Annotated in this window: 24 protein-coding genes; 21 read left to right on the forward strand and 3 right to left on the reverse strand. The window is 55.8% G+C overall.

Annotated elements, in window-relative coordinates; translation table 11 throughout:
• The first annotated feature begins 69 nt into the window (after window positions 1-69).
• The 14 genes from DRW39_RS01615 (at window position 70) to DRW39_RS01680 (ending at window position 16,832) form a co-directional block, all read left to right on the forward strand.
• The gene (locus DRW39_RS01615) at window positions 70-3,621 is read left to right on the forward strand and encodes a TAT-variant-translocated molybdopterin oxidoreductase (RefSeq protein WP_232830034.1); all 3,552 of its coding nucleotides are present in this window, start codon (window positions 70-72) and stop codon (window positions 3,619-3,621) included.
• 97 nt (window positions 3,622-3,718) lie between these two features.
• Window positions 3,719-5,242 carry an NrfD/PsrC family molybdoenzyme membrane anchor subunit gene (nrfD, locus tag DRW39_RS01620; RefSeq protein WP_116105240.1) on the forward strand — a complete coding sequence of 508 codons (1,524 nt, stop codon included), beginning with the start codon at window positions 3,719-3,721 and terminating at the stop codon, window positions 5,240-5,242.
• Window positions 5,243-5,265: 23 nt separating this feature from the next.
• On the forward strand, window positions 5,266-5,868 hold the full coding sequence (locus tag DRW39_RS01625) for a DUF3341 domain-containing protein (RefSeq protein ID WP_116105241.1): 603 nt from the start codon (window positions 5,266-5,268) through the stop codon (window positions 5,866-5,868).
• Window positions 5,869-5,896: 28 nt separating this feature from the next.
• Entirely contained in the window at window positions 5,897-6,811 is a 915-nt protein-coding gene (locus tag DRW39_RS01630; protein ID WP_116105242.1) for a c-type cytochrome, read from the forward strand.
• Between the two features lie 51 nt (window positions 6,812-6,862).
• Window positions 6,863-8,521, forward strand: coding sequence for a hypothetical protein (locus DRW39_RS01635; protein ID WP_198664746.1), 1,659 nt, complete (start codon window positions 6,863-6,865; stop codon window positions 8,519-8,521).
• A 124-nt stretch (window positions 8,522-8,645) separates the two neighbouring features.
• A complete protein-coding gene (locus DRW39_RS01640) occupies window positions 8,646-10,166 on the forward strand; it encodes an OmpA family protein (protein WP_232830035.1) in 1,521 nt (506 codons plus the stop codon).
• A 35-nt stretch (window positions 10,167-10,201) separates the two neighbouring features.
• A complete protein-coding gene (locus DRW39_RS01645) occupies window positions 10,202-12,058 on the forward strand; it encodes a cbb3-type cytochrome c oxidase subunit I (protein ID WP_116105243.1) in 1,857 nt (618 codons plus the stop codon).
• Between the two features lie 89 nt (window positions 12,059-12,147).
• Window positions 12,148-13,059, forward strand: coding sequence for a heme o synthase (gene cyoE / locus DRW39_RS01650; protein ID WP_116105244.1), 912 nt, complete (start codon window positions 12,148-12,150; stop codon window positions 13,057-13,059).
• Window positions 13,059-13,661, forward strand: coding sequence for a heme-copper oxidase subunit III (locus DRW39_RS01655; RefSeq protein ID WP_232830036.1), 603 nt, complete (start codon window positions 13,059-13,061; stop codon window positions 13,659-13,661). The genes cyoE and DRW39_RS01655 overlap by 1 nt, the downstream gene beginning before the upstream one ends.
• A gap of 31 nt (window positions 13,662-13,692) precedes the next feature.
• Window positions 13,693-14,739, forward strand: a complete 1,047-nt coding sequence (locus DRW39_RS01660) for a cytochrome c oxidase subunit 3 (RefSeq protein ID WP_116105245.1) — start codon at window positions 13,693-13,695, stop codon at window positions 14,737-14,739.
• A gap of 61 nt (window positions 14,740-14,800) precedes the next feature.
• The gene (locus DRW39_RS01665; protein WP_116105246.1) at window positions 14,801-15,220 is read left to right on the forward strand and encodes a cytochrome C oxidase subunit IV family protein; all 420 of its coding nucleotides are present in this window, start codon (window positions 14,801-14,803) and stop codon (window positions 15,218-15,220) included.
• 122 nt (window positions 15,221-15,342) lie between these two features.
• A complete protein-coding gene (locus DRW39_RS01670) occupies window positions 15,343-15,987 on the forward strand; it encodes a hypothetical protein (RefSeq protein ID WP_116105247.1) in 645 nt (214 codons plus the stop codon).
• A 1-nt stretch (window position 15,988) separates the two neighbouring features.
• Window positions 15,989-16,585, forward strand: a complete 597-nt coding sequence (locus DRW39_RS01675; RefSeq protein WP_116105248.1) for a DUF420 domain-containing protein — start codon at window positions 15,989-15,991, stop codon at window positions 16,583-16,585.
• A 10-nt stretch (window positions 16,586-16,595) separates the two neighbouring features.
• Window positions 16,596-16,832 carry a hypothetical protein gene (locus DRW39_RS01680; RefSeq protein ID WP_116105249.1) on the forward strand — a complete coding sequence of 79 codons (237 nt, stop codon included), beginning with the start codon at window positions 16,596-16,598 and terminating at the stop codon, window positions 16,830-16,832.
• Here the strand turns inward: DRW39_RS01680 and DRW39_RS01685 are convergent.
• Complete coding sequence (locus tag DRW39_RS01685; protein WP_116105250.1) at window positions 16,789-17,475, reverse strand: metal-dependent transcriptional regulator; 687 nt, start codon at window positions 17,473-17,475, stop codon at window positions 16,789-16,791. The genes DRW39_RS01680 and DRW39_RS01685 overlap by 44 nt on opposite strands.
• A 204-nt stretch (window positions 17,476-17,679) precedes the next feature.
• Between DRW39_RS01685 and DRW39_RS01690 the strand changes: the two genes are divergently transcribed.
• The 6 genes from DRW39_RS01690 (at window position 17,680) to lptE (ending at window position 22,363) form a co-directional block, all read left to right on the forward strand.
• The gene (locus tag DRW39_RS01690; RefSeq protein WP_198664747.1) at window positions 17,680-19,719 is read left to right on the forward strand and encodes a TonB-dependent receptor domain-containing protein; all 2,040 of its coding nucleotides are present in this window, start codon (window positions 17,680-17,682) and stop codon (window positions 19,717-19,719) included.
• Window positions 19,716-19,961, forward strand: coding sequence for a hypothetical protein (locus tag DRW39_RS22465; RefSeq protein ID WP_198664748.1), 246 nt, complete (start codon window positions 19,716-19,718; stop codon window positions 19,959-19,961). The genes DRW39_RS01690 and DRW39_RS22465 overlap by 4 nt, the downstream gene beginning before the upstream one ends.
• Before the next feature lie 26 nt (window positions 19,962-19,987).
• Complete coding sequence (locus DRW39_RS01695; protein ID WP_116105251.1) at window positions 19,988-20,356, forward strand: cupin domain-containing protein; 369 nt, start codon at window positions 19,988-19,990, stop codon at window positions 20,354-20,356.
• 23 nt (window positions 20,357-20,379) lie between these two features.
• Window positions 20,380-20,946: an NUDIX domain-containing protein gene (locus DRW39_RS01700; protein WP_116105252.1), complete on the forward strand. Its 567-nt coding sequence runs from the start codon at window positions 20,380-20,382 to the stop codon at window positions 20,944-20,946.
• Between the two features lie 138 nt (window positions 20,947-21,084).
• The gene (locus DRW39_RS01705) at window positions 21,085-21,777 is read left to right on the forward strand and encodes a Crp/Fnr family transcriptional regulator (protein ID WP_116105253.1); all 693 of its coding nucleotides are present in this window, start codon (window positions 21,085-21,087) and stop codon (window positions 21,775-21,777) included.
• A 79-nt stretch (window positions 21,778-21,856) separates the two neighbouring features.
• Window positions 21,857-22,363 carry an LPS assembly lipoprotein LptE gene (gene lptE, locus DRW39_RS01710; protein ID WP_116105254.1) on the forward strand — a complete coding sequence of 169 codons (507 nt, stop codon included), beginning with the start codon at window positions 21,857-21,859 and terminating at the stop codon, window positions 22,361-22,363.
• Window positions 22,364-22,635: 272 nt separating this feature from the next.
• Here lptE and DRW39_RS01715 read toward each other — a convergent pair whose 3' ends face one another.
• Window positions 22,636-24,036 (reverse strand): L-serine ammonia-lyase, encoded by a 1,401-nt coding sequence (locus DRW39_RS01715; protein WP_116105255.1) that lies wholly within the window; start codon window positions 24,034-24,036, stop codon window positions 22,636-22,638.
• Window positions 24,037-24,081: 45 nt separating this feature from the next.
• Complete coding sequence (locus tag DRW39_RS01720; protein WP_116105256.1) at window positions 24,082-24,744, reverse strand: heme exporter protein CcmB; 663 nt, start codon at window positions 24,742-24,744, stop codon at window positions 24,082-24,084.
• An 84-nt stretch (window positions 24,745-24,828) separates the two neighbouring features.
• Here DRW39_RS01720 and DRW39_RS22470 point away from each other — a divergent pair, with 84 nt between their 5' ends.
• On the forward strand, window positions 24,829-26,094 hold the full coding sequence (locus DRW39_RS22470; protein ID WP_198664749.1) for an N-acetylmuramoyl-L-alanine amidase: 1,266 nt from the start codon (window positions 24,829-24,831) through the stop codon (window positions 26,092-26,094).
• Window positions 26,095-26,108 lie beyond the last annotated feature (14 nt).

Genomic DNA, 26,108 nt, shown 5'->3' on the forward strand with positions numbered 1-26,108 from the left:
ACCTTATCAATTGCCGCGACACGCGGATTTCCGGAGTGCGGGAACATTCCCCACCCAAAGTAAAGTTGAATGAAGAAGCCAATCAACAACGTCTGGATAGGTACCGACCAAATCGAAAACAGCCCCGAGTACAAGGAGGCTACATCCGGTGAGGTCGCTCAGGAGCAACTCGAAAACCCAAGGCTGGAAGCTACCCGCCGGGATTTTCTGAAGTACCTGGGTTTTGGAATGACCGCCGCTACGATAGCGTCGTGTGATATTCCGGTACGTAAGGCTATCCCCTACGTATCCAAGCCGGATACCATCGTTCCCGGTGTCGCCACCTACTTCGCTTCCACTTTCGTACAGGGGGGTGACTATGTCCCCGTACTGGTCAAGACGCGCGAAGGACGTCCGATCAAGGTCGAGGGTAACAGCATGAGCCCGATTACCGAGGGAGGTACCAGCGCACGGGTGCAGGCCAGCGTACTGAGTATGTACGATACGAGCCGCTTCGATGGTCCTTTCCGGGTCAGTGGTGGCCAGATCCAGCGGGCGCGGAATTACGGCGATAACCCCGGCTGGAATGTTTTGGACGGTGAAATTCGCGATCGCCTGCAGGACGCGCGCGAGATCCGGATCGTTTCCCACACGATTCTGAGCCCCTCGCTCAAAACCGCCATACGCGACTTCAAGGCCGGCATGCCGGGTAATACCGTTTTGGTCCAGTACGACCCCGTTTCTTCGGCCGCTCAACTGGACGCATACGAGTCCGCCTTTGGCGTCCGCGCGATTCCCCACTACCGTTTTGACAACGCGAATATCATCGTCGGCTTCGACTGTGATTTTCTCGGAACCTGGATCAGCCCCGTCGAGTATGCGCGTCAGTACGCCACGGGCCGCAAAGCCATGAGCGGACGCATGTCCCGCCACATTCAGGTGGAAAGCCACATGAGCCTTACCGGTTCCAACGCGGACAACCGCATCCAGGTAAAGCCTAGCCAGCAAGGACAGGCCATCCTGGCTCTATACAATGCCATTGTTGGCGGTGGACGGGGAAATGCTTCCATCGACGCCGCTACGAATGCCAAAATTCAAGCCGTAGCCACGGAACTGCGGGCTGCCCGCGGTGAAGCCCTGGTGGTTTCCGGTAGCAACAACCTGTACGAGCAGCAACTCGTCATCGCCATCAACCGGGCTCTCGGTAGCTACGGCAGCACCATCGAAACCAACCGTTGGAGCTACCAACGGCAGGGTAGCGATCAGGATCTAGCCCGCTTCGTAGACGAGCTGGAATCCGGCAGCGTAGACGCCGTCATCGTTCTGGATGGTGCTAACCCCGCTTACGATAACCCCTGGGCCGATCGCTTCCGCACGGTATTGCAACGCAACGATCCCAATCGCGGCAAGTCACAGAATCCGCTCAACGCCGACGAAGTCGGTGATCGAAGCGAAGACGCCGACGTCGTCGATGAAAATGATCCCGGAGTGGATCCAGCCGTCGTTAATGACCCGGTTGCCGCAGGCTTCCGTCGGATGCTGACCATCAGTATGCACGGTACCCCCAACGAAACCAGCCAACTCTGCGAGTACATCACGCCCAACCACCACTACCTGGAAAGCTGGGGTGATGCCGAGGCCGTGCAGGGCGTTTACTCTCTCGTGCAGCCCACGATCGTTCCGATCTTCGCAAGCGTCAACCGCTTTGGTACCCGTCAGGAGGGAGAAAGCCTGTTGATCTGGGCCGAAAGTGATCGCTACGATCCGACGGCCGAGCAACCCTACATGGACTACGTGATGCGCAACTGGCAGGAAACGGCCTTTGGCGCGCAGAGCCAGTTCTCTTCGTTCCGTTCTTTCTGGGACAGCGCACTACACGATGGTGTTTTCAACGCCAGCGCCACCGGAAGCATTACGGACTATGGTCTCGGCTACAATGCTTCCTCCGCCCCGGCCACTCAGACGGAAGCTTCTTCCGACAGTCTGGCTACCCAGCCCCTGGCGCAACCCGAACCACGCTCGGTTTCCGACTTCGATGAGTCCGGAGCGGTTTCCCGGGTACGTCCGGCCACGGAGGTCGAGAATGAGATCACCTTCTTCGAGACCGTCAATATGGGTAATGGCGTTTACGCCTCCAACCCCTGGCTGCAAGAGTGTCCGGATCCCGTAACGCGCACCGTCTGGGGGAACTACCTGACCATCCCCGTAACCTGGACCGGCGGCAACCGCTACTCCGCATATAAGGACCTGAACCCCGAAGAGTACAAGGGTAAGGCCGACATCGTCGAGCTGGCCGTAGGGGACAGCGCAAAAGAAATCACCGTTGTCCGGCAGTTCGGGCAAATGCCCGGCACCTTCGGTCTGGCCATCGGCTACGGCCGTCAGATTGTCGGCGCCCCGGGTCGCGAGATCGGCGAGAACATCGGTATCAACGTCTATCCGTGGCTGACCGTCGACGAAGACGGCTACGTGCAGTACTATAATACCGAAGCGGCTGTTTCCGATAAGGTCGACACGGAGGAGGAATTCGCTAGCGTGCAGTACCACCACACGATGGGACTGACTACGAGCAACGAGGAAGGCAAGCTCTACTACAACAGCCGCACCGGGGATACGGAAACCATCGCCGGCGAACTGGACGAAGAACAGCGGGAATATCTCGAACCTTACCACGTTGACGAGGCAACCGTCATGGAACTGGGAGAGGGTATGCAGGGTGGTCTAACGGACCGCTCCATCATCTTCCAGGGGAAATTCTCGGAAGTCGCGGAACTGGAAGAGCATATCGCCGAGCGTCGCGCCGAGGCCCAGCACCTCAACGAGCAAACCCTATATCCCTACGAGGAATACGTAAAGGACATCTACAGCCAGGGCCACTGGTGGGCGATGCACGTCGATCTGAATGCCTGTATCGGTTGTGCCGCCTGTGAAGTAGCCTGCGTTGCGGAAAATAACGTACCGGTTGTCGGTAAATATGAGGTCTGGCGCCACCACGAAATGAAGTGGCTCCGCATCGACCGTTACTTTTACGGTGACGTGGAAAACCCTCGTGCCGTCTACCAGCCCATGATGTGTCAGCACTGCGATAACGCTCCCTGCGAGAACGTCTGCCCGGTAAACGCCACGCAGCACAGTGACGAAGGGGCTAACCAGATGATCTACAACCGCTGTATCGGTACCCGCTACTGCGCGAACAACTGTCCTTACAAAGTCCGTCGCTTCAACTGGCTAGACTTCACTACCGCCGACCTCTTCAGCAGCAATGAGCCGGAGGTCGAAAACGAAGAGCTGCCATTCGGAGCCGACAACCTGACCCGTATGGTGCTCAACCCGGACGTCACGGTACGTAGCCGCGGAGTAATCGAGAAGTGTAGCTTCTGTGCCCAGCGCCTGCAGGCGGGCAAACTGACGGCCAAGATCGAGAAGCGCGCCCTGCGTGATTCCGACGTTCGCACGGCCTGCCAAACGGCCTGTCCGACCGGTGCCATCACCTTTGGTGACCGCAACAACGCCAACGGCGACATTCCGCAGAAGCTGCGGAACCCGCTGAACTACCTGGTGCTCGAAGAGACCAATACCCAGTCGTCCGTATTCTACGCGGCGCGGGTCCATAACCCCATCGAGACCCTTTCCGAAGCATAACCCGAAAGAACCCGCAACAACAACTGAACCGATTTGCTTTAAATATTCACCGGCCCGCCCGGCCGCATTGATTGCAAATCGAAAATCGTAAATCTTTATGAGTGGACATATAGCTCCGGTACGTCAGCCGCTGGTAACTGGTCACAAGACCTACCACCAGATTACGGAAGACATCTGCCGTCCGACGGAAACCGCGCCCTCGCTGTCCTGGATCGTAACCTTCATCATTTCGGTGATCTGCCTGGGGCTGTTCGCCTTCAGCGTGGCCTGGACGATCTGGGTGGGTATCGGTTCGTGGAACCTTAACCGGACGATCAACTGGGGCTGGGACATCACCAACTTCGTTTGGTGGGTAGGTATCGGCCACGCCGGTACGCTTATCTCGGCCATCCTCTTGCTATTCCGCCAGAAGTGGCGGACGGGTGTTAACCGGGCAGCGGAGGCCATGACCATCTTCGCTGTTATGTGTGCCGGTCAGTTTCCCCTTATCCACATGGGACGTCTGTGGCTGGCCATCTTCATCTTCCCTTACCCCAATACACGGGGCCCGCTCTGGGTGAACTTCAACAGTCCTTTGTTGTGGGACGTCTTCGCGATCTCTACTTACTTCACCGTCTCCCTGCTGTTCTGGTATGCCGGTCTTGTACCCGACCTGGCAACCGTCCGCGACCGGGCGGTAGGGCTTCGGAAGAAGATCTACAGCGTGGTCAGCTTCGGATGGAACGGATCGGCCAAGCACTGGCAACGGTGGGAAAGTCTTTCCCTTATCCTGGCCGGTCTGGCGACTCCGCTGGTACTCTCGGTTCACACTATTGTATCCTTTGACTTTGCTACCTCGGTCATTCCGGGATGGCATACGACGATCTTCCCTCCCTACTTCGTAGCCGGAGCGATCTTCTCCGGATTCGCGATGGTACTTACCCTGATGTTGATCGCCCGTAAAGTGCTCCACCTGGAGGATTACATTACGATCGAGCACATCGAATCGATGAATAAGGTAATCCTGCTTACGGGATCCATTGTCGGGGTAGCATACCTGACGGAACTCTTCATCGCCTGGTACTCCGGTTACATTTACGAACAATTCGCCTTCCTGAACCGGGTTCTCGGGCCCTACTACTGGAGCTATATCGGCATGATGCTCTGTAATGTGGTGTCGCCCCAGATCTTCTGGAGCCGCCGCCTGCGCACGAGCCTGTTCTGGACCTTCTTTATGTCGATCTTTATCAACATCGGTATGTGGTTCGAACGCTTCGTGATCATCGCCACCACGCTGGCTCGTGATTACCTGCCCTCCAGCTGGAGCTACTACGTACCTACCTGGGTGGAGATTTGCATCTTCATCGGTACGATCGGCCTCTTCTTTACCTTGTTCCTGATCTTTACGCGGGTCGCTCCGGTGGTAGCCATTGCAGAGATCAAGAGTATTCTCAAGACCGCGGGTGATCAGTATATCGGCCCTAATGCCCTGGCGCACGCTCACGCCGGTACCTCGCACACTCCCCATCCGACGACATCCGCGGCGAGCAGCCACGGCAAAACGACCGCACCGGAAGTCAATGATATACCGGCCGGTGGGACCGTAGATATTGATGGAGAAAATGACAAACCACTAGACTAAGACGCTCTTAACGCGACCATATCATGGCTACAATAAGAATTGAACGGGAAAGCGGAGACGCGGAATCGAAAGCTACGGCGGAAGCCTACGCACACGCCGGACAGCGTGAGATCCTTTTCGGACTGTACGACGACGAGGTTACGCTGTTGGACGCCGTCCGGGCTGCCAACGATGACCATCTCGATATCGACGATGTATATACGCCCTTCCCGGTGCACGGTCTCGACCCCCTGCTGGGATTAGAAGAGAGCCGGTTGCACATCGCCGGATTCATCTTCGGTACGATCGGCTGTCTGGTTGGCTTCGGTTTCATGACCTGGGTATTTACCCGGGACTGGCCCATCATCTTCGGCGGTAAGCCGTACTGGTCCGTACCGGCCTTCATTCCGATCACCTTTGAATTGACGGTTCTTTTCTCCGCCGTTGGGATGGTGACCGTATTCTACATTATTAATGGCCTCGGACCCGGCGCCGAACCACGCCGCCTACATGACCGGATCACCGACGATAAATTCTGTATCGCCTTCGATGTGACCGAACTCAGCACCACCGAAGTCGACCGTTTGCGCGATTACTTTGATCGCACCGGTGTCGAAACCGTACACCAAAAAACCGTAGCCGCCTAAAACGGCGCTGCCTCCAAACCCCCTACGCATGAAATTGCATCATCTGATCATGTCGCTTCTCTTTGCGGTCTTACTGACGGCCTGTTCCGACGCCGAAGGTGAGTTCACGGGAAGTGAGTATATGCCCGACATGGCCCACTCGGTAGCCATGGAAGCCAATACTTATAACTACTACTACTACAATACCTGGAACGAACGCTCCACCATTAAATTGGGCGAGTTGGCCTATCCGAAGTATACGGTTAAGGGTACCGTTCCGCGCGGTTATGCCGGTCAGTACCTGCCCGGTATGCAACCCCCTAGTACGCTGGACGTAGCGGAAAGCATGCGGGGTTCCATCGTCGATGGCGACCATATGAATGCCATTGCCATTCCAACTAACGGCCACGTTCCGTACTACTACGATGATACCCCCGAAGGACGCGAAGCGGCCATCGCCGATAATGCTGCCAACCCATTTCCCATCACGGACGAAGGAATGATCCGGGGAGGTAACCTTTACCAGATTTTCTGCGCCATCTGCCACGGTGAGGCCGGTGACGGACTGGGTTACATATACGATACGGATAAAAACCCTCAGGCAAAATATCCGGCACAACCCGCCAGCTTCCTCCGTCCCGAATTTTTGGAGGCGTCCAATGGCCGGTACTACCATGCCATCATGTACGGCTACAACGTAATGGGGGCCTATGCCGACAAGATGAACTACGAAGAGCGTTGGCAGGTGATCCACTACATCCGGTCGCTGCAGGCCAGGGAAACCGATACGGAGTACAACCAGCAGGTCAATACCTTCAATCCGGGAGTAGCTACGCCAATGGGTGAGCTAGACCCGCTTGCTCAGCAAGACAGTGATACCGAGTCCGCCCAGAGTGAGGCCCTCATGAGTGATGCAACCGACGGTGAACCGACTGACGCGCAGTCCGGCTTGCAAAAGAAATAAGATACCTACCATCCGGATCGGTTCGCCGGTCCAAACCCGAATATCCTATACATGGAGACTTTCGTTTTTTCATCCCGCGCCAAGATTACCACCCTCTCCCTGATGGGGGTCGGCTTTCTATGCCTCCTCATTAGCTTTTTCGTCGACGGTGGTGAGGGTCACCACATGCGGTTCTGGACGAACTTCCTGCATAATTCCGTTTTTTTCGTCGGTATTGCCGCGATAGCCGGATTCGCGCTGGCTGCTTTTACCACGGCCTACGCCGGATGGTTCGTCCAGTTCAAGCGGGTGTGGGAGAGCTTCGGTACCTTCTTGCTTCCTGGTCTCTTCCTCATGGGCGTGCTGATTGTAGGTCTGTTTACGCACGGTCACCACCTCTACCACTGGAATGACGAGGCTGCGGTTGCAACGGACGCTATCCTGGAGCACAAGTCTTCCTTCCTCAATAAGTACTGGTACACCTTCGGAACCATCGGCTTCATGGGGCTGTGGTACTTCATGATTGGCAAAATGCGCAACATCAGTATCGCGGAAGACAAGGATGATCGGGACACGAAATTCACCTATTACAAGAACTACAAGTTCTGGGCTGCTGCCTTCCTGCCGATCTTCGGATTCACTTCCGCCGCCTTGATCTGGCAGTGGGTGATGTCCATCGATAGCCACTGGTACTCCACCATGTTTGCGTGGTATGCCTCCGCTTCGCTCTTCGTAGCGATGACCGCCCTCACGATCATGCTGCTGATCTATCTGAAGTCGCGCGGTTACTTTCCCGGGGTTAATCAGGAGCATTTCCACGACTTGGGTAAGTACCTATTCGCTATCTCCATTTTCTGGACGTACGTTTGGTTCAGCCAGTTTATGCTGATCTGGTACGCTAACGTAGGTGAGGAAACGATCTACTTCCGGGAGCGCATGGATAACTATCCCGTACTCTTCTGGAGTAATCTCGGACTAAACTTCCTGCTTCCCTTCTTGATCCTGATGCGCAACGACACGAAGCGTAAGATGGGTACCCTGTTCTTCGCTTCCGCCCTGGTCTTCTTCGGCCACTGGCTGGACTTCTTCTCCATGATCAAGCCTGGCGCACGCCTTACGCTTATCGAGCTGACGGAGCACGAAGGTGCTCACGGTGAGGAAGGGGATCACGCCGAGATGGGGGCGCACGGCGAAGAAGAACTTGGTCACGACCAGCAGGCCGAGGGACACGACGGGGACGAAACCGCTGCTCTGGCCCATGGAGAGGTCGTTAGCGAAGGTGATAACCTGGAGGCTACGGCCGGTACCCAAAACGACGTGCGGGACAACGGAAACGTTCACTTCGACGCTTCCGAACAGAACGAAGGCGTTCCCGTTGCCAACGATTTCGCGGGAGGCTCGCCCAGTACGAGCGGTGATGGGATCGATGTCCTGGCTTCTGCGGCAAACCGGACGGACGCCGACGTTTTCGAACCGAATCACTATATCCAGGAGGAAAACGTCGATGATACGGAGATGCTCGGCCATCTAGAGGTAGCCGGTGGTCACAGCGAGGCTACCCACACCCTCGGCTTTAAATCGGGATACACGTTACCCGGCCTGCTTGAGATAGGCACCTTCCTCGGCTTTCTCGGTGGCTTCCTGTTCTTCGTGCTGAGTAAGTTGAGTACGGCCCGGATCGAGCCAAAGCACGATCCTTATCTCGAGGAAAGCCTGCACCACCATACCTAGAAACGCTTTGTTTAGACTGAGTCTAAACAAGGTGCAAAGAGGTAACCATAAGAGTCTGCACTCGTTAATTTTACACCCGGAACGCCGATAGGAAGACCGGGTGAAACGAAGCTAATTTAAAGGAATGACTACGCTGATCGTCTTATTTTGTATCGTACTGCTGCTGCTAATTATCTTCCAGATCTCGCGCGTCCGCGACCTGGCCAAGCAGCTCCGTGGTAGCGAAGAAGTGGAAGCGAGCAATGTTGCCAACCAGGGTAGGGGACTCATGGTCTTCATGGTGGTTCTGCTTGTACTTACCACGGGCTCTGCCTACTATTTCAAGAACTACATCCTGGGCTTCGGTCCCCACGAATCCGCCTCGGTCCACGGAGCGGAGATCGATAGCATGATGAAGTGGACCCTGGCGGTCACTTATAGTGCCTACATTCTCACCCACATTTTTCTCTTCTACTACGCCTATAAGTATCGTACGCGGAAAGGACACAAGGCGCAGTACATCAGCCATAACAACACGATCGAATTGGTCTGGACGGGTATTCCCGCCATCGTTATGACTTTCCTCGTGGTCGGTGGCCTAGACGCCTGGAACTCCATCATGAGCGATGTGGGTGAGGATGATAATTACATGGAAATCGAGGCAACCGGTTACCAGTTTGCCTGGCAAATGCGGTACCCCGGCCCGGACGGTCTCCTCGGTCGCCGCGACTTCCGTCTCATCACCGGTGCTAACCCACTGGGACAGGATTGGACGGACCCCAAAAACCACGATGACATCCTGGTTAACGACGTTACCCTTCCCGTTGATCAGAAAGTACGCGTGCGTATCATCGCCAAGGATGTACTTCATGACTTTTACCTGCCCCAATTCAGGGTAAAAATGGACGCTGTTCCCGGTCTGCCTACCTACTTCGTTTTCACGCCAAGGAAAACCACCAAGGAATGGCGCCGTGGCCTATCTGAATATGAGGAATACCAGGGTGCTGACCCGGACAGTGAAGAAGGCCTTCCGCTCTGGCAGACCCAAAACTTCGAACTGGCCTGCGCCGAACTGTGTGGTAAGGGTCACTACTCGATGAAGCGGACCGTTACCATTATGGAGCAAGCCGACTTTGATGAGTGGTACGCCGGTCAGACTAGCTACTACGAAGCTAACGTCAAGGGTACGGAAGATGACCCGTTGTTCATGGCCGATGTGCGCCAGCGCCGGGACGACTTCAATCGTCTCACGAGTCAGGCGATCTCTACGCCCAGCAACGAGGATAACATCATCAACCTGGAGTTCGTCACCTTTGAGGAGGGTAGTGCGGACCTGACTGACGATAGCCAATATCAACTCGATGATATGGTCGCCTTTCTCGAGGAGAATGAAGACTACTCCGCCATGCTGATGGGCCACACCGATAACTCGGGAGATATGGACGCTAATCTCAGCCTTAGCGAGCAGCGTGCCAGTGCCGTACGCCAGTATCTGGTAGATGCCGGGATTGACCGCAGCCGTCTGGACAGCCGCGGATACGGCGCAGATCGCCCACTCACGACAAACGATACGGACGAGGGTCGCGCCCGCAACCGCCGGACCGAGTTTTACATTACACAAGGAGAGGTTGCTGAACCTGAGTTCATAGACAATCCCTCCAAGTAAGCTATCTTAAAGAAATACCTAACAATCTGAATTCCATGGCTACAGCAGTACTAACGACGGCCCCCCTGAAGCGCGACGACGCCCTCATTGAGGAATTTGGTTACGACGATCACTTCCACGATCACCATCATGGAGATAAGTATCGTTCGAACTTCGTCAGCCATTACGTTTTCAGTCAGGATCACAAAATGATCGCCAAGCAGTTCCTCATTACGGGAATGGTCTGGGCGGTTATCGGTGCTGTCATGTCGCTGATCTTCCGCATGCAGTTGGGCTTCCCCGAAGAAAGCCTGACCTGGATCAAGCCCCTGCTTGGTAAATGGATCACCGTAAACGCTGAAGGTGTCGGTACGCTGGCCCCCGATTTCTATTACGCCCTGGTCACCATGCACGGTACGATCCTGGTATTCTTCGTACTTACCGCTGGTCTGTCGGGAACCTTCAGCAACCTGCTGATTCCCCTGATGATCGGCGCGCGCGATATGGCTTCCCCGCTCCTTAACATGCTGAGCTACTGGTTCTTCTTCGTATCCGGTACGATCATGTTTGCCTCCCTCTTCCTTTCCACCGGCCCCTTCGCGGGTGGCTGGGTAGCCTACCCTCCACTATCCGCCCTGCCACAGGCTATGGATGGATCCGGTGCCGGTATGACCCTCTGGACGATCTCCCTGGTATTGCTGGTTGTCTCCCTGCTGTTGGGTGGCATCAATTACATCACAACCGTTCTGAACCTCCGGACCAAAGGAATGAGCATGTGGCGCCTGCCGCTGCCGATCTGGGCCTTCTTCGTGACGGCTATCCTGGGTCTGCTATCCTTCCCCGTACTCACGTCGGCGTTCTTCCTGCTGATGCTAGACCGTGGCGTTGGAACCAGCTTCTATCTGAGTGACATATACATCGGTGGTGCGGCTCTCGACCACGTTGGTGGTAGCCCAATCCTGTACCAGCACTTGTTCTGGTTCCTCGGTCACCCGGAGGTCTACATCATCATTCTCCCAGCCTTCGGTATCGTATCGGAAGTTCTGTCGGTAAACAGCCGTAAGCCAATCTTCGGTTACCAGGCGATGGTGTTCTCGATTCTTGCAATCGCTTTCCTGGCATTCATTGTCTGGGCACACCACATGTTCATGTCGGGCATCAACCCCTTCATCGCTAACTTCTTCGTGATCTTCACCCTGATTATCGCGGTTCCATCCGCGGTAAAGGTGTTCAACTGGATCGCAACCCTATACGGCGGTAACATCCGCTTTAACCCCGCCAGCCTGTTTGCCATCGGATTCGTCTCGATGTTCATCTCTGGTGGTCTGACGGGTATCTGGTTGGGTAACTCCGCACTTGATATCCAACTGCACGATACCTACTTCGTAGTTGCTCACTTCCACATTGTGATGGGTGTGGCGGCCTTCTTCGGCATGTTCGCCGGTATCTATCACTGGTTCCCGAAGATGTACGGACGGTTTATGAATAAGACGCTGGGTAATATTCACTTCTGGGGAACCATGATTGGTGCCTACTGCGTCTTCTGGCCTATGCACTACCTGGGTATGGCCGGTGTACCTCGCCGCTACTACAGCTTCGATAGCTTCCAGGCCTTCGGTCACTTCGATGGCATGAACAAGTTCATCACCATCGCAGCCATCCTCACCTTCGGATTCCAATTGCTGTTTGTAATTAATTATTTCTACAGCATTTGGAAGGGCAAAGTGGTCACCGAACGCAACCCCTATCAGGCAAATACCCTGGAGTGGACGACCCCAATTCGCCCCGGCCACGGTAACTGGCCCGGTAAGCTACCTACCGTTCAGCGTTGGGCTTATGACTACAGCAAAGACGGTATCGACAACATCTCTCAGCTGCACCCCCCACTGGAAACGGAGTCGGAGCCGCATTAAATTACCGCCCGATCCGGGTGTCTAGATCATTCGGTGATGGAGGGAACTTCGAATAAAATAGTCGTTTCCTCCACTGCCGCTACCGGTATATGAAAGTATCCTCAACAAGTCAGACCGCTACCTCGGATCTCAGCCGCTGGCTGAATGACTTGGCCGCCCTGGTTAAATTTCGCCTGTCTGCAACTGTTGTTCTTTCGTCCGTATTGGCCTACCTGGTAGCGCTTGGGACGGAAGGCGTGAGTTGGTGGGCAATAGCCATTCTGACGGCGGGAGGATTTCTGACTACCGCGGCAGCGAATATTCTAAACGAAATTCTGGAAAAGGACTTTGACCGGGAAATGGCCCGGACCAAGAATCGTCCTCTCGCCGAAGGTAGGATGTCAACCAGTGACGCCCTGCTAATGGCTGGTTTTGCTAGTCTCGGCGGTATCGCCCTACTCGCGCTCTTCAATCCCTGGACCGCGATTTTGGGTATGCTTTCCTTGATGAGCTACGCTTTCGTCTACACGCCCCTCAAGCGCGTCGGCCCGATAGCCGTGTTAGTGGGCGCCATTCCCGGCGCTTTACCTGCGTTGATCGGTTGCGCTGCGGCGGAAGGGGCTATTACCGGCCTGGGTGTCACGCTATTCACGATCCAGTTTTTTTGGCAGCTTCCCCATTTCTATGCCATCGGTTACCTCGGGGCCGCCGATTACCAGCGTGCCGGGTTTAAACTGGTGCCCGAAACCATACAGGGTGAGGTTGATGCCGTCACGCTGGGCCGTGACGCGATCGCGGCAACCCTCATTCTCATTCCATTAGCTGTATTACCCTATTTTCTTGGCATCACCACCTGGTGGGCCGCCGGCGCGGCAGTGCTGCTCAGTATGCTCTTCTCGCGCTTCGCTATTGCTTTTTATAGACGCCCGGAACGGGCCACGGCGCTGCGCATGATGTTTTACTCATTCGCATACCTGCCCCTGGTCTTTACGCTTTTCTGGGCCGGCAAAATGTTTTTGTGATGAGTGCAATTGAAACAACCCTGGATCCCCGCATGGAGGCCGTAACCCGGCGCAGCAAACTGCATCCGCTGAAGATGCTGCTGTTTATCGGGTGTGGGAGTCTCGTCATGATGTTCATCGCTCTGACCAGCGCATACATCGTTCGCCGGGCTTCGGGAAACTGGTTAGAATTTTCTATACCCACCATTTTCTACGTCAACACTTTGGTCATCGTTGTCAGTAGCCTAACTTTGCACGCCGCCTATCGGGCCTTCAAACGGGAGGCCATGGGCGCGTACAAGGGTTTATTGACGGTGAGCTTCCTGCTGGGCATTGCTTTTATAGTTCTACAGTTTGTAGGCTGGCAAGACCTGGCAGCTCAGGGTGTTCCGCTTAAGATTAACCCTTCGGGAGATTTTATCTATGCCATCAGCTGGTTGCATGCCCTGCACGTGGTAGGCGGACTGGCGGCGCTTTTCGTGACGCTATTGGTCGCCTTTATCCGGCGGCGCATCCGGAACACGCCCGCCCGCAAACTTCGTCTCGAGCTGACTATGATCTACTGGCACTTCGTAGATATTCTCTGGATTTATCTCATCATATTCCTCAGCCTGCAACGCTAGTTCGTTACCCCATAATTACAACCTTACCGACATGACCGAAGAAAGAGATACGGACATTCTAATCGCGGAGGATCAAAAGCCCGAACTGAACAGCGATTGGTCCGGTGGCGATAGGAAGCCATTCCGGACTTCCTACGGGAAGCTGATGATGTGGTACTTCCTGCTTTCCGATGCCTTCACCTTTGCCGGATTCCTTATATCCTACGGTGCGCTTCGTTTCAGCAGCGCCAGTTGGCCCGTTCCCGATAAGGTGTTCGCAACCGTACCCTTCGGTATCAATGAGATGTTCCCGAATGGGGAAGCCCCCCTCATCTTCGTGACTTTCATGTCGTTCCTCCTGATCGTGAGTTCCGGAACCATGGTCCGTGCCGTTCAGGAAGGAGCCCGCGAGAACAAGCGTGGCGTCGTCTTCTGGATGCTGCTTACCGTTCTCGGTGGTTTAGGCTTCCTGGGCTGTCAGGCTTGGGAATGGACCAACCTGATCGCTACGGAAAACATGACCGTCACGACCAACCCGTTCGGCACCTACGTTGAAAACGGGTATTACCTGGATCCGGAAACCGGTGAGATCACGGACGAGGAAGTCGTTGAAGGGGAAACCTACCTGCTCCACCTGGCCGGGGCCGCCCACGGTGAGGAAGCCGGCGGTGAGGAGCATGAAGGTGATGAAGAACACTTTGCTTACGCTACCGAACCCGGAGACTACCCGGGCTACGTTGTAGACGGTCCACGCGCCGACGGTACGGGAACCGCAGACGCCAAACCATTCATCCACCGGAAGTACGTATTAGCGGATGAGGAAGGTAATCTCCTTACAGACGAGGCCGGGAACAACATTCAACTGACCCAGGAATTCGGTCCGGTTGCCTTTGGTGCTCTCTTCTTCGGGATCACCGGATTCCACGGCTTTCACGTAGCCACCGGGGTCATCTTTTTGCTGATCATCCTGATCAATGCCGGGGGTGGGGTATACGTCGCCCGCCAGAACGGTTACGAAATGGTGGAAAAGATCGGCCTCTACTGGCACTTTGTAGACCTTGTATGGGTCTTCGTTTTCCTCGTATTCTATCTCCTCTAATCAATTGACTTTCCCGGTCAACTAATTATTCACCGCATCAGGTGATCAAAAGCTATCCGTAATGGCACAACATTTAAGCTACGAAGATTCGGTCCGTGGAGTTTGGAAAGGCCTGGGCCTGTTGGCTCTGGTTACTTTGGTAGAGGTAGGATTATCCCTCCTGAAGGCGGCGGAGTTCGCCGAAGACCTTCGTATTCTAATTTATGTCGCATCGTTGCTGATCATCGGCCTATCGATCTATAAGGCCTATTTCATCATCTACGAGTTCATGCACATGGGCTACGAGGTGAAGGGACTGGCCATGAGCGTTCTTCTACCAACGCTTCTTTTGATCTGGGCGCTGATCGCCTTCTTCAACGAAGGTGATGCCTGGCGTAAGAGTCGGGAAAAGGTTATCTACAAAGATCAGTTACAGGCACCTACCGGCGGAGAGGTCGGTCTCATTAAGCGTGACGACTTTCTCCTTGAACTGCCCGCATAGGCACGACGAATTCGCCTTCTTAAGGTGATGCTATTGCACTCCTTCACATCACGGTCATATTGGCCTGAATGACGCAGCCCTTTACCGGCACGGGCGTTACCATGTAAAGCCTTTAACCGTTTATGGCCAGCAGGAAGCAAATATTCAGTTCCTTAATCGTAGCGATCCTACTGGTTGGTTTCCCAGCTGTTTCATTCATCTATCTGAAGCAGGGAGCCGATTACCGAAGGGCCGCATTGGCCGAGCAGGAAGACCACGGTAAAATGCCCGATCTATCCGCGCTTACGCCGGTCAGGGGGGCCTTGCCGCCTCAACTCAAAGGAGCCATGACGGTGGTTGGTTGGCTTGATCCCACCAAAGAAGAGGGAACCCGTTTGTATGGACAGACGATGGACAGTCTGTTCACCCAATTCAAGGACAGCCCGAACCTATACTTTACTACGCTCGTCCTGGCCGAAAATCCCGAGGAAGCCGTAGAGCGTTTCACCACCGAGTATAATTTGCCGGAGGATGATATGATCAGTTTCCTGAGGGCGGACGAGAGGCAATTCGCCCAGTCCGCGGAAGAATTCAGCCTTCCGCTCGGGCAGTACGACTCTCCGGGCATCCAACCCGTGGTCGCACTCGTCGATAGCTCGTTGACGATCGTCAAACATTACGATCTGGCTCGGCGGGACCATACCATCGGACTCGTCCAGCTCATCTCGCTGATCATTCCCCTACCGGAAAAGCAGGAAATCATACTAGATCGGGGTAAAGAACTGTAGCATGAACGCCGGACCACATCCACAAATCGAAACCTACCCGGAAAAGGAGGGCTTACTGAAGACCCTGACCTACATCGTATCCGCGGTGGTGCTTATTCTCGTATTCGTGATGCGCTCCGTGAAGCTTCCCATAGACTGGGATGTAAGCTTTCTACCCGCGGTCAACGCTACGCTGAACGCCCTCACCGCCGTAGCGCTGGTCTTCTCTCTTTACTTCGTCAAAAAAGGGCAGTTCGTCAGGCACCGCAATGCGAATGTCACCGCCTTGGCGCTCTCGGTGATTTTCCTATTATGCTACGTAGCCTACCACTTCACCACTAATGAAGTACAGTTTGGCGATGCCGATATGAACGGTGAGCTTTCCGAACTGGAGCGTGCGGCCGTGGCCGGGGTTCGCCCCTGGTACCTGGTCATTCTGATCAGCCACATTTCCCTCGCCGGCATCCTTTTACCCTTTATTTTGTTAACTACGGTAAGAGCCCTCGCTGGTAAATGGACCCTACATCGCAAGATGGCACGCTACGTTTGGCCGCTCTGGTTCTATGTCGCCATCACGGGTCCGGTCGTTTACCTGATGCTTCGCCCTTATTATCCGTAATTCCGCTATCATGAAATACCTGCCTATCTGCCTGCTATTCGTTCTCCTGTTCATGGGATCAGCGGATCTGCCCGCCCAGTGCCCCATGTGCCGGGCCACGGCGGAAAGTAACCTGGCCAATGGCGGAACCGAAGGCCAGGGTCTCAACCAGGGTATTCTCTACCTTTTGGGTATGCCGTACGTGCTGGTCGGCACCATCGCTTTCATTTGGTGGCGGAATCGGAAGAAGGAGCATGAGATGGCTTAGCCACCAGCAATTTACTCGCTATTGTCTCCGGCAGGGTGACGTCCAGCCCCCGGTAACTTAGACGAACGCTTTTATCGTAGCTATCAACTGCTTCCACCATCATCAGCGTGCCGAGGGGCAATTGTTTATCATCGAGATAGCGTAGAAAGTCAGCCGAGGAATGATCGAGACCGATCAATACCACGGCATTTCCTGACTCCACATCACTCAACCGTTCCCTCTTCCGTTTGGGCAAATTGCCCTCCCGATCCGGTATGGGCGACCCATGCGGATCGTAGTTGGGCGAGTTGAGCAAGTGGTCCATCCGCTCGAAGAAGGCCGGGCTATCGATGTGCTCTATTTGCTCGGCAATGGGGTGGACTTCCTCCCACCCAAAGCCCATTTTCTCTACCAGATACATTTCCGTAAGTCGGTGTTTGCGCACCACCAGGGCGGCCTGCCGGCGGCCTTTCTCCGTCAACTGCAGGGGGCGATATTTCTGGTAGTGGATGAGGCCGCGCTCGCTCAGGCGACGGATCATATTGTTCGCCGTAGGCTTACTGACCCCCAACTCGGCGCTTAGGTCGGAGATAGTCACCGCCGCTGAATGCTTCGTCAACGCCAACATTGCTTTGAGGTAATTTTCAACGGTCGGTGTAGCCATGCCGAAAAGTAAGGAGAAAGATTTGTATCGTAAGTTAGACTATACTAACTTTGGGATTATGAATGTCTATTTATCGTGTTAGTTCTATCGTTATTGCGGCGGAGCGCAGGTAATATCCTTTTCACTGTACCGGAGGTGTTTACAAGATTATCCGGCCAATTTCGCCTACGCAGCAACCGGCTCACCTTGTGGCTTTTGGGGGTAATGCTTCTGCTGATAAGCAGTAGTCACTCTGCCGCTCAAGGCACCGCCGGCAGCAGTACACCCGCGCTTCTTTTCCTGGAAGGACAGGTAGTCGGGATCGATGGTCTCGGCATTGCCAATGTTGCCGTGTCCATCGAAGGACAGTCCACCGGCACCTATACGGACGAAGCAGGGACTTTTGAACTATCCGTTGTCGCGACTTTCGATACGCTGGAACTAACCTTCAGCCGAATTGGCTACGGCCGGCACAGCGAAATTTTGGTCGGCAACGATACTAGCGGATTCCCTACCGTATACGTGGTGCTGGAAAGCGGCGGCGAACTGCTGGATGAAGTAGTAGTCAGCGGCACCCTTCAGCCGGTCACTCGCAGCCAAAGTCCGGTCTCCGTGGAGGTGTACGGAGCGGAATACTTCCGGGCTAACCCGAGCCCAAGTGTTTTCGAGTCATTGCAAACCGTGAACGGAGTACGCCCCCAATTCAACTGCAACGTCTGCAATACGGGTGACATCCACATCAACGGACTGGAAGGCCCTTATACGATGGTCCTGATCGACGGTATGCCGATCGTCAGCGGGCTGTCTACGGTGTACGGACTAACCGGTATTCCCCAGAGTATGATCGACCGGATCGAGGTAGTAAAGGGGCCTGCCTCTACGCTGTACGGTTCGGAGGCGGTCGGTGGACTCATCAACGTCATTACGAAGCGAGCGGACGATGCGGACCGCTTCTCCGTGGACGTCATGGGCACTTCCTACGCCGAGCTCAATACGGATGTCGGATTCACCCTGCCTCTCGGGAAGAACGGTACGATGATGACGGGGCTGAACTACTTCACGTACCAGTCACCGCGCGATCGCAACGGGGACAATTTTACCGACGTGACCCTGCAGGATCGGGTTTCTGTGTTCAATAAATGGAACTTCCATCGCCGCCGCGGTAAAGAATTATCGTTTGCCGCCCGCTACGTATACGAGGACCGGCAGGGAGGGGAACTGGAATTTGACCGCCGGTTCCGCGGTGGCGATCGGTTTTACGGAGAGAGCATCTATACCAATCGCTGGGAGCTGTTCGGTACCTACGATCTTCCCCTTCCCGCTAATGTCCGCTTCACCTACAGCCTCAACGGCCACTACCAGAACTCGACTTACGGAACGACCATTTACCAGGCAGATCAACTGGTCGGCTTCGGACAACTCACCTACCGTCCCTTACCAACTGGCCGCCACGATGTATTGGCGGGACTGGCATACCGCTATACCGCCTACGATGACAACACCGTAGCCACCAAGGCCGAGCAAGCCAATGCCCCCTCGGTGGTGTCCTTGCCCGGGGCATTCGTACAGGACCAGATCAAGCTATCGCCCCGCAGTCAACTACTCCTGGGCATACGCGGCGACCGCGATTCCCGCCACGGAGGCATCCTTACCCCCCGTGTGAATTACAAATGGAGCAGCCGGGACGAGGAAAGCGTACTGCGTCTCAGCCTCGGCAACGGCTATCGGGTAGCCAATGTCTTCACCGAGGATCATGCAGCGCTCACGGGCGCCCGCCAGACCGTCTTCGCCGAGGCACTCCTGCCAGAAACCTCCTGGAACGTCAATGCCAACTTTATCCGGAAAGTCTATGACTGGAAGCCGGGTATTTTGTCGCTGGATGCCTCGGTGTGGCTGACTCATTTTACCAACCGCATCCTGCCGGATTACCAGACTGATCCCAATAAAATTATCTACGCCAACCTAGACGGCTACGCCATTTCCCGCGGGGGAAGCCTGAACGCCGACCTGCTGCTGACCAGTGGTGTTACCGCTCGAATGGGAGTAACGCTACAGGACGTATACAGTGTGGAGGATGAAGGCAGGCAAAGCCAATTCCTCACCGAGAAAGTGAGCGGCGTGTGGACCGTCAACGTACCGCTGGGTCGTCACTGGCAGGTGACTACACCGGGAACGTGTACGGACCTATGGAACTTCCCCTCCTCGGGCCGCTGGATCCCCGGCCCCCGAAGTCACCGTGGTTCAGTATTCAGAATGTACAAGTGAGTCGGTCCTTCAGGGAATGGGAGGTCTACGGTGGAGTCAAGAATCTGCTCGATTTTACACCACCGGCCAACAGCATCGCGCGTGCCTTCGACCCGTTCGACCGGAACGTATCCTTTGCTGCTGACGGCACTGCAATCCCGACGTCGGAGAATCCGCATGCCCTCACTTTCGATCCTACTTACGTTTTCGCTTCCAATCAGGGTATCCGGGTCTTCGTAGGTTTTCGGTATCGGATCCGGTAACTTGCGAGCTAGATAAATCGAGCAACATGTCCGCTGTCAACGTCGCCCAAAAATTCGCGCTTTTTCAGGAACACTGGTCCCCCAAAGTGATCGCCGAACTGAACGGTCAGGCCGTCAAACTGGCCAAGGTTAGCGGGGAGTTTGTCTGGCACGACCACGCGGAGGAAGATGAGCTTTTCCTTCTTTTCCAGGGGACGCTGTTCATCGATTTCCGTGATCGGGAGACCGTCACCTTAGAAGCCGGGGAGCTATACGTCGTTCCGCGTGGCGTAAGCCACCGCCCCCGCACCCGGCCCGGAGAAGAGGCCTGGATCATGCTGTTGGAGCCCCTGTCGACGGCCCATACCGGTGCGGTCCGTCATGAACTTACGCAGGACAGGCTCGAGCGTATTTGACGTTGGTGGCCCTATTTTTGGGCATGGACGAGAACCACAACCCCTGGAAAACCAAACAAACCAGCGTATCCTACGAAAATCCGTGGATCCGCGTCGAGCATCATGAAGTCGTCAATCCGGCGGGCAACGACGGCATCTACGGCCTGGTCCGCTATAAAAACCACGCCATCGGTATCGTCCCCATCGATGAGGACGGCTATACCTATCTGGTGGGGCAGTACCGTTATGCGCTCGGTGAATACAGCTGGGAAATTCCGGAAGGTGGTTGCCCGGTGGGTACCGATACCCTGGAAACCGCGCAGCGGGAGTTGAAGGAAGAGACCGGTCTCGTAGCGGATGAGTGGCAACGTATCATGGAGTTTCACCTCAGTAATTCCGTTTCCGACGAGTGGGGCGTGGCCTACGTAGCCCGCCGACTACACCAGCAGGAGGCCGAACCGGAAGATACCGAGCAGCTTAAGCTCCGGCGCGTACCGTTAAGCGAAGCCATCGATATGACCCTGGACGGGCGCATCAAGGATGCCCTTAGTATCCTCGCCCTGCAACGTGTCCGACTATTGGGGCTGGACAAGGGCAATATGACCGACTAAAGAAAATTTCAAAACAAAATCCTTTTTGCTTAGGGGGTAAGGACTTATTCGGTGTCCTAGGGATAGACGGACGAAGACAAATGTCGGCGGGCGTCGCGAAAGGCCAAATGGTCTTTGTCCTAACCACAATGCAACAACATGGATTCTGCTAATAAAATTACTCTCCTAGAACAGTTTGACCTCTTTGATGGCCTGACCGCTGACGAGAAGATGCGGTTGAGCGAAACCATGGAGTTCAAGAAAAAGCCGCGTTACTCGATCATCTACCAGCCCGGCGAACCCAGTGAGCACATCTTCCTGCTCGCCAAAGGTCCCATCAAAATTAGTACCCACAGCAACGAGGGCAAGGAAGTCATTAAGCAGCTCATTCACCCTGAAGCCATCTTCGGCGAGCTTTCCCTGGTCGGTGAAACCACCCGTACCGAGACTGCCCAATCGCTTAAAGAAGAGGTACATTACTACACCATCCGGGTCGCCGATTTTCAGCGCATTGTGTTCGGTAACCCCGTCTTCAGCCGCCAGATCCTCAACCTCTTCGGCCGCCGCATGATCGCCGCCGAAAACAAGCTGGAAGACCTCATCTTCAAGGATGCCCGCAGCCGTATCGTGAGCTTCCTCCACAAGGTGGTGAGTGAGCGCGGTCGCCGCGTGGGCTACGAAATGCTGCTCAAGCACAGCCTGACCCACCAGGATATTGCTAACATTACCTGCACCAGCCGGCAGACGGTGACGCTTGTCCTGAATGAATTGCGCAAAGAGAACCTGATTTACTTCAACCGCGGCCGCATTCTCGTCCGTGATATGGATGAACTCCTGGCCAGCGCAGCCTAAGCATAACAAACATTGTGATCCCAAAAATTCCGATCCCTTCCGGTGGCAACGCTGGAAGGGATTTTTTCGTTTCCTTGCCATGCGTACCCTCCTGATCGTTCTGTTGGCCGTCGGCCTGACCTCCTGCTATTCCTTCCGGGGCATATCAATCCCCGAAGGGGTCGAAACCGCCTTCGTACCGGTCTTCCAGAATAATGCGCTCACCGCCCCGCCAACCCTGCCCCTCGACATCACCGAAGCCCTGCGTGACAAGGTCCGTGATGAAGCCCGCCTGGTCATCACCGAGGATCAGCCCGACATCGAGATGCGGGGCACCCTGGTCGACTTCCGCGTGAGCGCCGAAGCCGCTACCGCCGGAGACGAAAATGCCGCCTACGCCCGCCTCAACCGCCTGACTATCGTGGTGGCCATCGAATACATCAACCTCCGCGACCCGAACGCCGAAAACTGGAAGAGCAATTTCTCCGACTACTACAACTTCGACGGCAACGTCGCCCTAGCTTCCGTGCAGGACGAAGCCATCGAGGAGATCCTGGATAACATCAACGAGAAGATCTTTAACCGGGCCTTTGCCGGGGAGTGGTAACAAGGACTGAATTGGTGAGGGAGTGGATTACTGAATCGGCTGCCGCCAGGGAGATGCTCGCTTCGCTCGTGGGCACCACTAGTCGTCCCGTGAATTGGTGGGGACGTGAAGGTAGCTAAGGGGCTGCTGCGTGAAGGAAAGATTTCCTACGCTTGCAGTCTGCGAGAGCGTAGACAGGAGAAATGAGGATTCCGGCTCCGACAATCACGTTGAAGCAAAGCGGGCGGCAGGGCGCGCCAATTCAGTCCTTCAAAAATCCATTAATTCACTAATCAACACTCCGGCCGGGCCACGCTGACGTGTACGGCAAGCCCCCCTTCGGCGGTTTCTTTGTACTTCGAGTGCATGTGCTGGGCGGTTTCCCACATCGTGGCGACGACGGCGTCGAAGTGGACGACGGCTTCGGTGGCGTTGCCGGCCAGGGCCAGGTTGGAGGCGGTGATGGCTTTCATGGCACCCATGGCGTTGCGTTCGATGCAGGGAACCTGAACGAGTCCGCCGATGGGGTCGCAGGTGAGGCCGAGGTGGTGCTCCATGGCGATCTCGGCGGCCTGTAATACTTGCTTGGTGCTTCCACCGAGGACTTCGGTGAGGCCTGCGGCGGCCATGGCGGAACTGACGCCTACCTCCGCCTGGCAGCCGCCCACCGCCGCGGAGATGGTGGCCCCCTGCTTGAAGAGCGCGCCGATCTGGCCGCTGGTGAGGAAGAAGCGGAGGAGGTCGTCTTCGCGGAAGTTGCCGAAGAGGTAGTGGTAAAGAAGTACGGCGGGGATGACCCCCGACGCGCCGTTGGTGGGGGAAGTGACCACCCGGCCGAGCGCCGCGTTTTCCTCGTTTACGGCGAGCGCGAAACAGCTGATCCACTGATTGACGGAGGCGAACTCCTTTGGCGTACGGCGAATGGCGGCGAGCCAGGCCGCCCGGTCCGGGTAGGACTTGCCGCCGAGGAGCCGGCGATTGAGGGCCGAGGCTCGGCGCTGGACGTTGAGTCCGCCGGGGAGGATGCCGTCGGTGTGGCAGCCCCGGTACACGCAGTTCAACATTACCTGGAATAAGCGCTCTATGCGGGCGTGAATTTCCTCGCTCGACCGGATGCAGCGCTCGTTTTCATACAACAGGCGGGTCACGGTCTTTCCCGAATTCTGGGAGAGCCGGATCATTTTTTCGCCCGACGATACATCGTGGGTGAAGCCGTAGTTGATCTCTTCCTCGAGCGATTCGCCCTCCCGTTCGATGAAGCCGCCGCCCAGGCTGAAGTAGGTGTGGGATACAAGCTCGCCATTGTCCAGGAGGGCGGTAAAGGTCAGCGCGTTGGGGTGGCCGGGGTGGCTGGTGGGCTGAAAGACGATATCGCGGCCATAGTCGAAGGCTACAAGCGCCTCGTTGACCCTAATTTGCTTTTCGGCCTTGACCGTCGCTACGATCGATGGAATGTCCGCCGTGGGCATCGTCACCGGGTCAAATCCTTGAAGGCCCAGGACCACCGCGATATCCGTTCCGTGTCCGATGCCGGTCTTCGCCAAACTGCCGAACAGTTGTATGGAAAGGGTTTCTACCTGCGCTCGCCGCAATAATTCGACGAAGGCGAGCGCAGCACGCCAGGGGCCGAGGGTATGTGACGAGGACGGGCCGACGCCGATTTTGTAGATATCGAATACGCTTAATCTGGACATACGGAAATGGCTAGGGCGGGCAAAGAACGAAGGTACGCGGGATGGTTAGTCGCGCCAAACAAAGGGGAAAAGGATGAGCGCGACCGCCAGGGCAATTAGATCCACGACCACCGTCAAATACAGCGGTTGGGTCCAATCGTTGCTACCCAGGTCAATGGCGTACAATCCCGTATCCAACAACAACTTAAGCAGGGGAATGACGAGGGGGAAAGATAAAATGGCCATGAGCGTGCCGTTCCCGCCGGCCCGCGCCGCTATGGCGGATACGAAGGTCAGGATGGTCGACAAGCCGAATCCACCGAGTAGCAATCCCAGCCAGAAGGGTAGGGGGTAGACGATCGCATTCGTCGGGGCAAAGAGACTAAGCAGCGCGTAGGTTATGGCCCCGATGATCCAGATCAGCAACACGTTAAAGATGAGCTTGCTGAACAGTAGGGCCAGCGGATCGGCGACGGTATAGTAGTAGAGATGTCTGCGACCGCCCTCCCGCAAGAAACTTCGCGTGGCGGCGACCATGGCTCCGAAGAACAGGACGATCCAGTACAGCGCGTTGAAAATTTCTCCCTCCAGGCCGCGGCCCACCGCGAGGTAGACGATAACTACCGTCGTGACGACATAGAGCAAAATACTGGCCAGCGCGTACTTATCGCGCCACTCAAGCTTGAGCTCCCAACGCAGGAGTTTATAAATTTGCCGTACGGTCGACATAGGACGGGCCAAGATACGCGCCCCGCATCCTTCTGGTGGCCCGCCCACGTTATGTACCGGCTTGCCCTTTCGAAAACTTACTGAATGACCATCCCGTTCCGCATTTTAATGGCCGCTTTTTTACTGGCCGGAAATCTGCTGCACGCCGAATACCTCACCGTTCGCGCCCAACGCGGCGACGGGATCTATTCGATGCTGCGACGGTACCACTTGGTCGAGTACGGCTGCAATATCGACGAGTTCAAACGGATCAACGGACTCAGTCACAGCTCCAATCTTTTCGAGGGCCGTCGTTATCAGCTCCCGGTTGAGGTTTACCACTATGATGGCAAAAGCATTCGCACCACGACCGGTCGCGACGACTGGGACCGCGCCATTGCCATTCGCGACTACAATGAATGGATGCTGACGGCTAGACTTCGCGAGGGCAGCTATCAGGAAGAAGAAATCCTCTATCTGCCGTACCATATCGATCACTGTTCCGGATTCTCATCCGAGGAGGTGGTCGCCGAAATCCCCGCGCTGGGCGAGAACGAGGCCGTGAACGAAGCGATCGACCGGCTAAAAGACGAACGCGCGGATCGCGACCCGATTCCCGTTCCCGAGCAAGTAACCCTGGTGGCGCCCCGCACCTTCGCGATTTTTGGTGATGACTACGCCGAGGTTCCCCTGCTCGATAATAAGCTTGCCGGCAAAATTTACTACATCGTCAGCGGACACGGTGGACCGGACCCCGGTGCGGTCGGCCGGCGCGGCGGCTACCAGTTGGCGGAAGATGAGTACGCTTACGACGTGGCCCTACGGCTCTGCCGGAATATCCTTCAGCACGGCGGTACGGCCTACATGATCGTCCGTGACGAGAATGACGGCATCCGCGATCAGCAGTTCCTGCGTCCCGATAAGGACGAAACGGTCTGGGGCGGTGCTTCCCTTCCCCGCAACCAAAAGATGCGCCTCTTCCAGCGGTCCGACATCATCAATGCCCTCTACCGCGAAAACTTCGAAAAGGGGATCGTCGACCAGACCATGATCGCCGTCCACGTCGACAGCCGTCACCGCGGACAGCGGATAGACGTATTTCTGTACTACCCTGAGGGCGATATTGTCGGAAAGGTAAAAGCCGAACGCATCCAAAAGGCAATCAAAACGCAGTACGAAACGGTGCGACCCGGCCGGGGATACGAGGGCTCCGTCAGTCCCCGCGACCTCCACATGCTCCGCGAAACCATCCCCAGCGGCGTCTACATCGAACTGGCAAACATCGCCAATACTTCCGACCAGCAGCGCATCATCAATCCCCGGAACCGGCAATTGCTGGCGGATTGGTTGTTGCTGGGGTTGTTGGATTGAGCTGGGTGCTGGTT

The sequence above is a fragment of the Lewinella sp. IMCC34191 genome (genome assembly GCF_003390935.1).
Lineage (GTDB): Bacteria > Bacteroidota > Bacteroidia > Chitinophagales > Saprospiraceae > Neolewinella.

Bases quoted from the DNA above. Each gene is read 5' to 3' on its own strand.
- lptE (WP_116105254.1), top strand. From the start codon at position 21,857: ATGCGTACCCTCCTGATCGTTCTGTTGGCCGTCGGCCTGACCTCCTGC.
- DRW39_RS01660 (WP_116105245.1), top strand. From the start codon at position 13,693: ATGACCGAAGAAAGAGATACGGACATTCTAATCGCGGAGGATCAAAAG.
- DRW39_RS01670 (WP_116105247.1), top strand. From the start codon at position 15,343: ATGGCCAGCAGGAAGCAAATATTCAGTTCCTTAATCGTAGCGATCCTA.
- nrfD (WP_116105240.1), top strand. From the start codon at position 3,719: ATGAGTGGACATATAGCTCCGGTACGTCAGCCGCTGGTAACTGGTCAC.
- DRW39_RS01715 (WP_116105255.1), bottom strand. From the start codon at position 24,036: ATGTCCAGATTAAGCGTATTCGATATCTACAAAATCGGCGTCGGCCCG.
- cyoE (WP_116105244.1), top strand. From the start codon at position 12,148: ATGAAAGTATCCTCAACAAGTCAGACCGCTACCTCGGATCTCAGCCGC.
- DRW39_RS22470 (WP_198664749.1), top strand. From the start codon at position 24,829: ATGACCATCCCGTTCCGCATTTTAATGGCCGCTTTTTTACTGGCCGGA.
- DRW39_RS01665 (WP_116105246.1), top strand. From the start codon at position 14,801: ATGGCACAACATTTAAGCTACGAAGATTCGGTCCGTGGAGTTTGGAAA.
- DRW39_RS01640 (WP_232830035.1), top strand. From the start codon at position 8,646: ATGACTACGCTGATCGTCTTATTTTGTATCGTACTGCTGCTGCTAATT.
- DRW39_RS01700 (WP_116105252.1), top strand. From the start codon at position 20,380: ATGGACGAGAACCACAACCCCTGGAAAACCAAACAAACCAGCGTATCC.
- DRW39_RS01630 (WP_116105242.1), top strand. From the start codon at position 5,897: ATGAAATTGCATCATCTGATCATGTCGCTTCTCTTTGCGGTCTTACTG.
- DRW39_RS01675 (WP_116105248.1), top strand. From the start codon at position 15,989: ATGAACGCCGGACCACATCCACAAATCGAAACCTACCCGGAAAAGGAG.
- DRW39_RS01615 (WP_232830034.1), top strand. From the start codon at position 70: ATGAAGAAGCCAATCAACAACGTCTGGATAGGTACCGACCAAATCGAA.
- DRW39_RS01655 (WP_232830036.1), top strand. From the start codon at position 13,059: ATGAGTGCAATTGAAACAACCCTGGATCCCCGCATGGAGGCCGTAACC.
- DRW39_RS01680 (WP_116105249.1), top strand. From the start codon at position 16,596: ATGAAATACCTGCCTATCTGCCTGCTATTCGTTCTCCTGTTCATGGGA.
- DRW39_RS01625 (WP_116105241.1), top strand. From the start codon at position 5,266: ATGGCTACAATAAGAATTGAACGGGAAAGCGGAGACGCGGAATCGAAA.
- DRW39_RS01720 (WP_116105256.1), bottom strand. From the start codon at position 24,744: ATGTCGACCGTACGGCAAATTTATAAACTCCTGCGTTGGGAGCTCAAG.
- DRW39_RS01695 (WP_116105251.1), top strand. From the start codon at position 19,988: ATGTCCGCTGTCAACGTCGCCCAAAAATTCGCGCTTTTTCAGGAACAC.
- DRW39_RS01645 (WP_116105243.1), top strand. From the start codon at position 10,202: ATGGCTACAGCAGTACTAACGACGGCCCCCCTGAAGCGCGACGACGCC.
- DRW39_RS01690 (WP_198664747.1), top strand. From the start codon at position 17,680: ATGCTTCTGCTGATAAGCAGTAGTCACTCTGCCGCTCAAGGCACCGCC.
- DRW39_RS01685 (WP_116105250.1), bottom strand. From the start codon at position 17,475: ATGGCTACACCGACCGTTGAAAATTACCTCAAAGCAATGTTGGCGTTG.
- DRW39_RS01705 (WP_116105253.1), top strand. From the start codon at position 21,085: ATGGATTCTGCTAATAAAATTACTCTCCTAGAACAGTTTGACCTCTTT.
- DRW39_RS01635 (WP_198664746.1), top strand. From the start codon at position 6,863: ATGGAGACTTTCGTTTTTTCATCCCGCGCCAAGATTACCACCCTCTCC.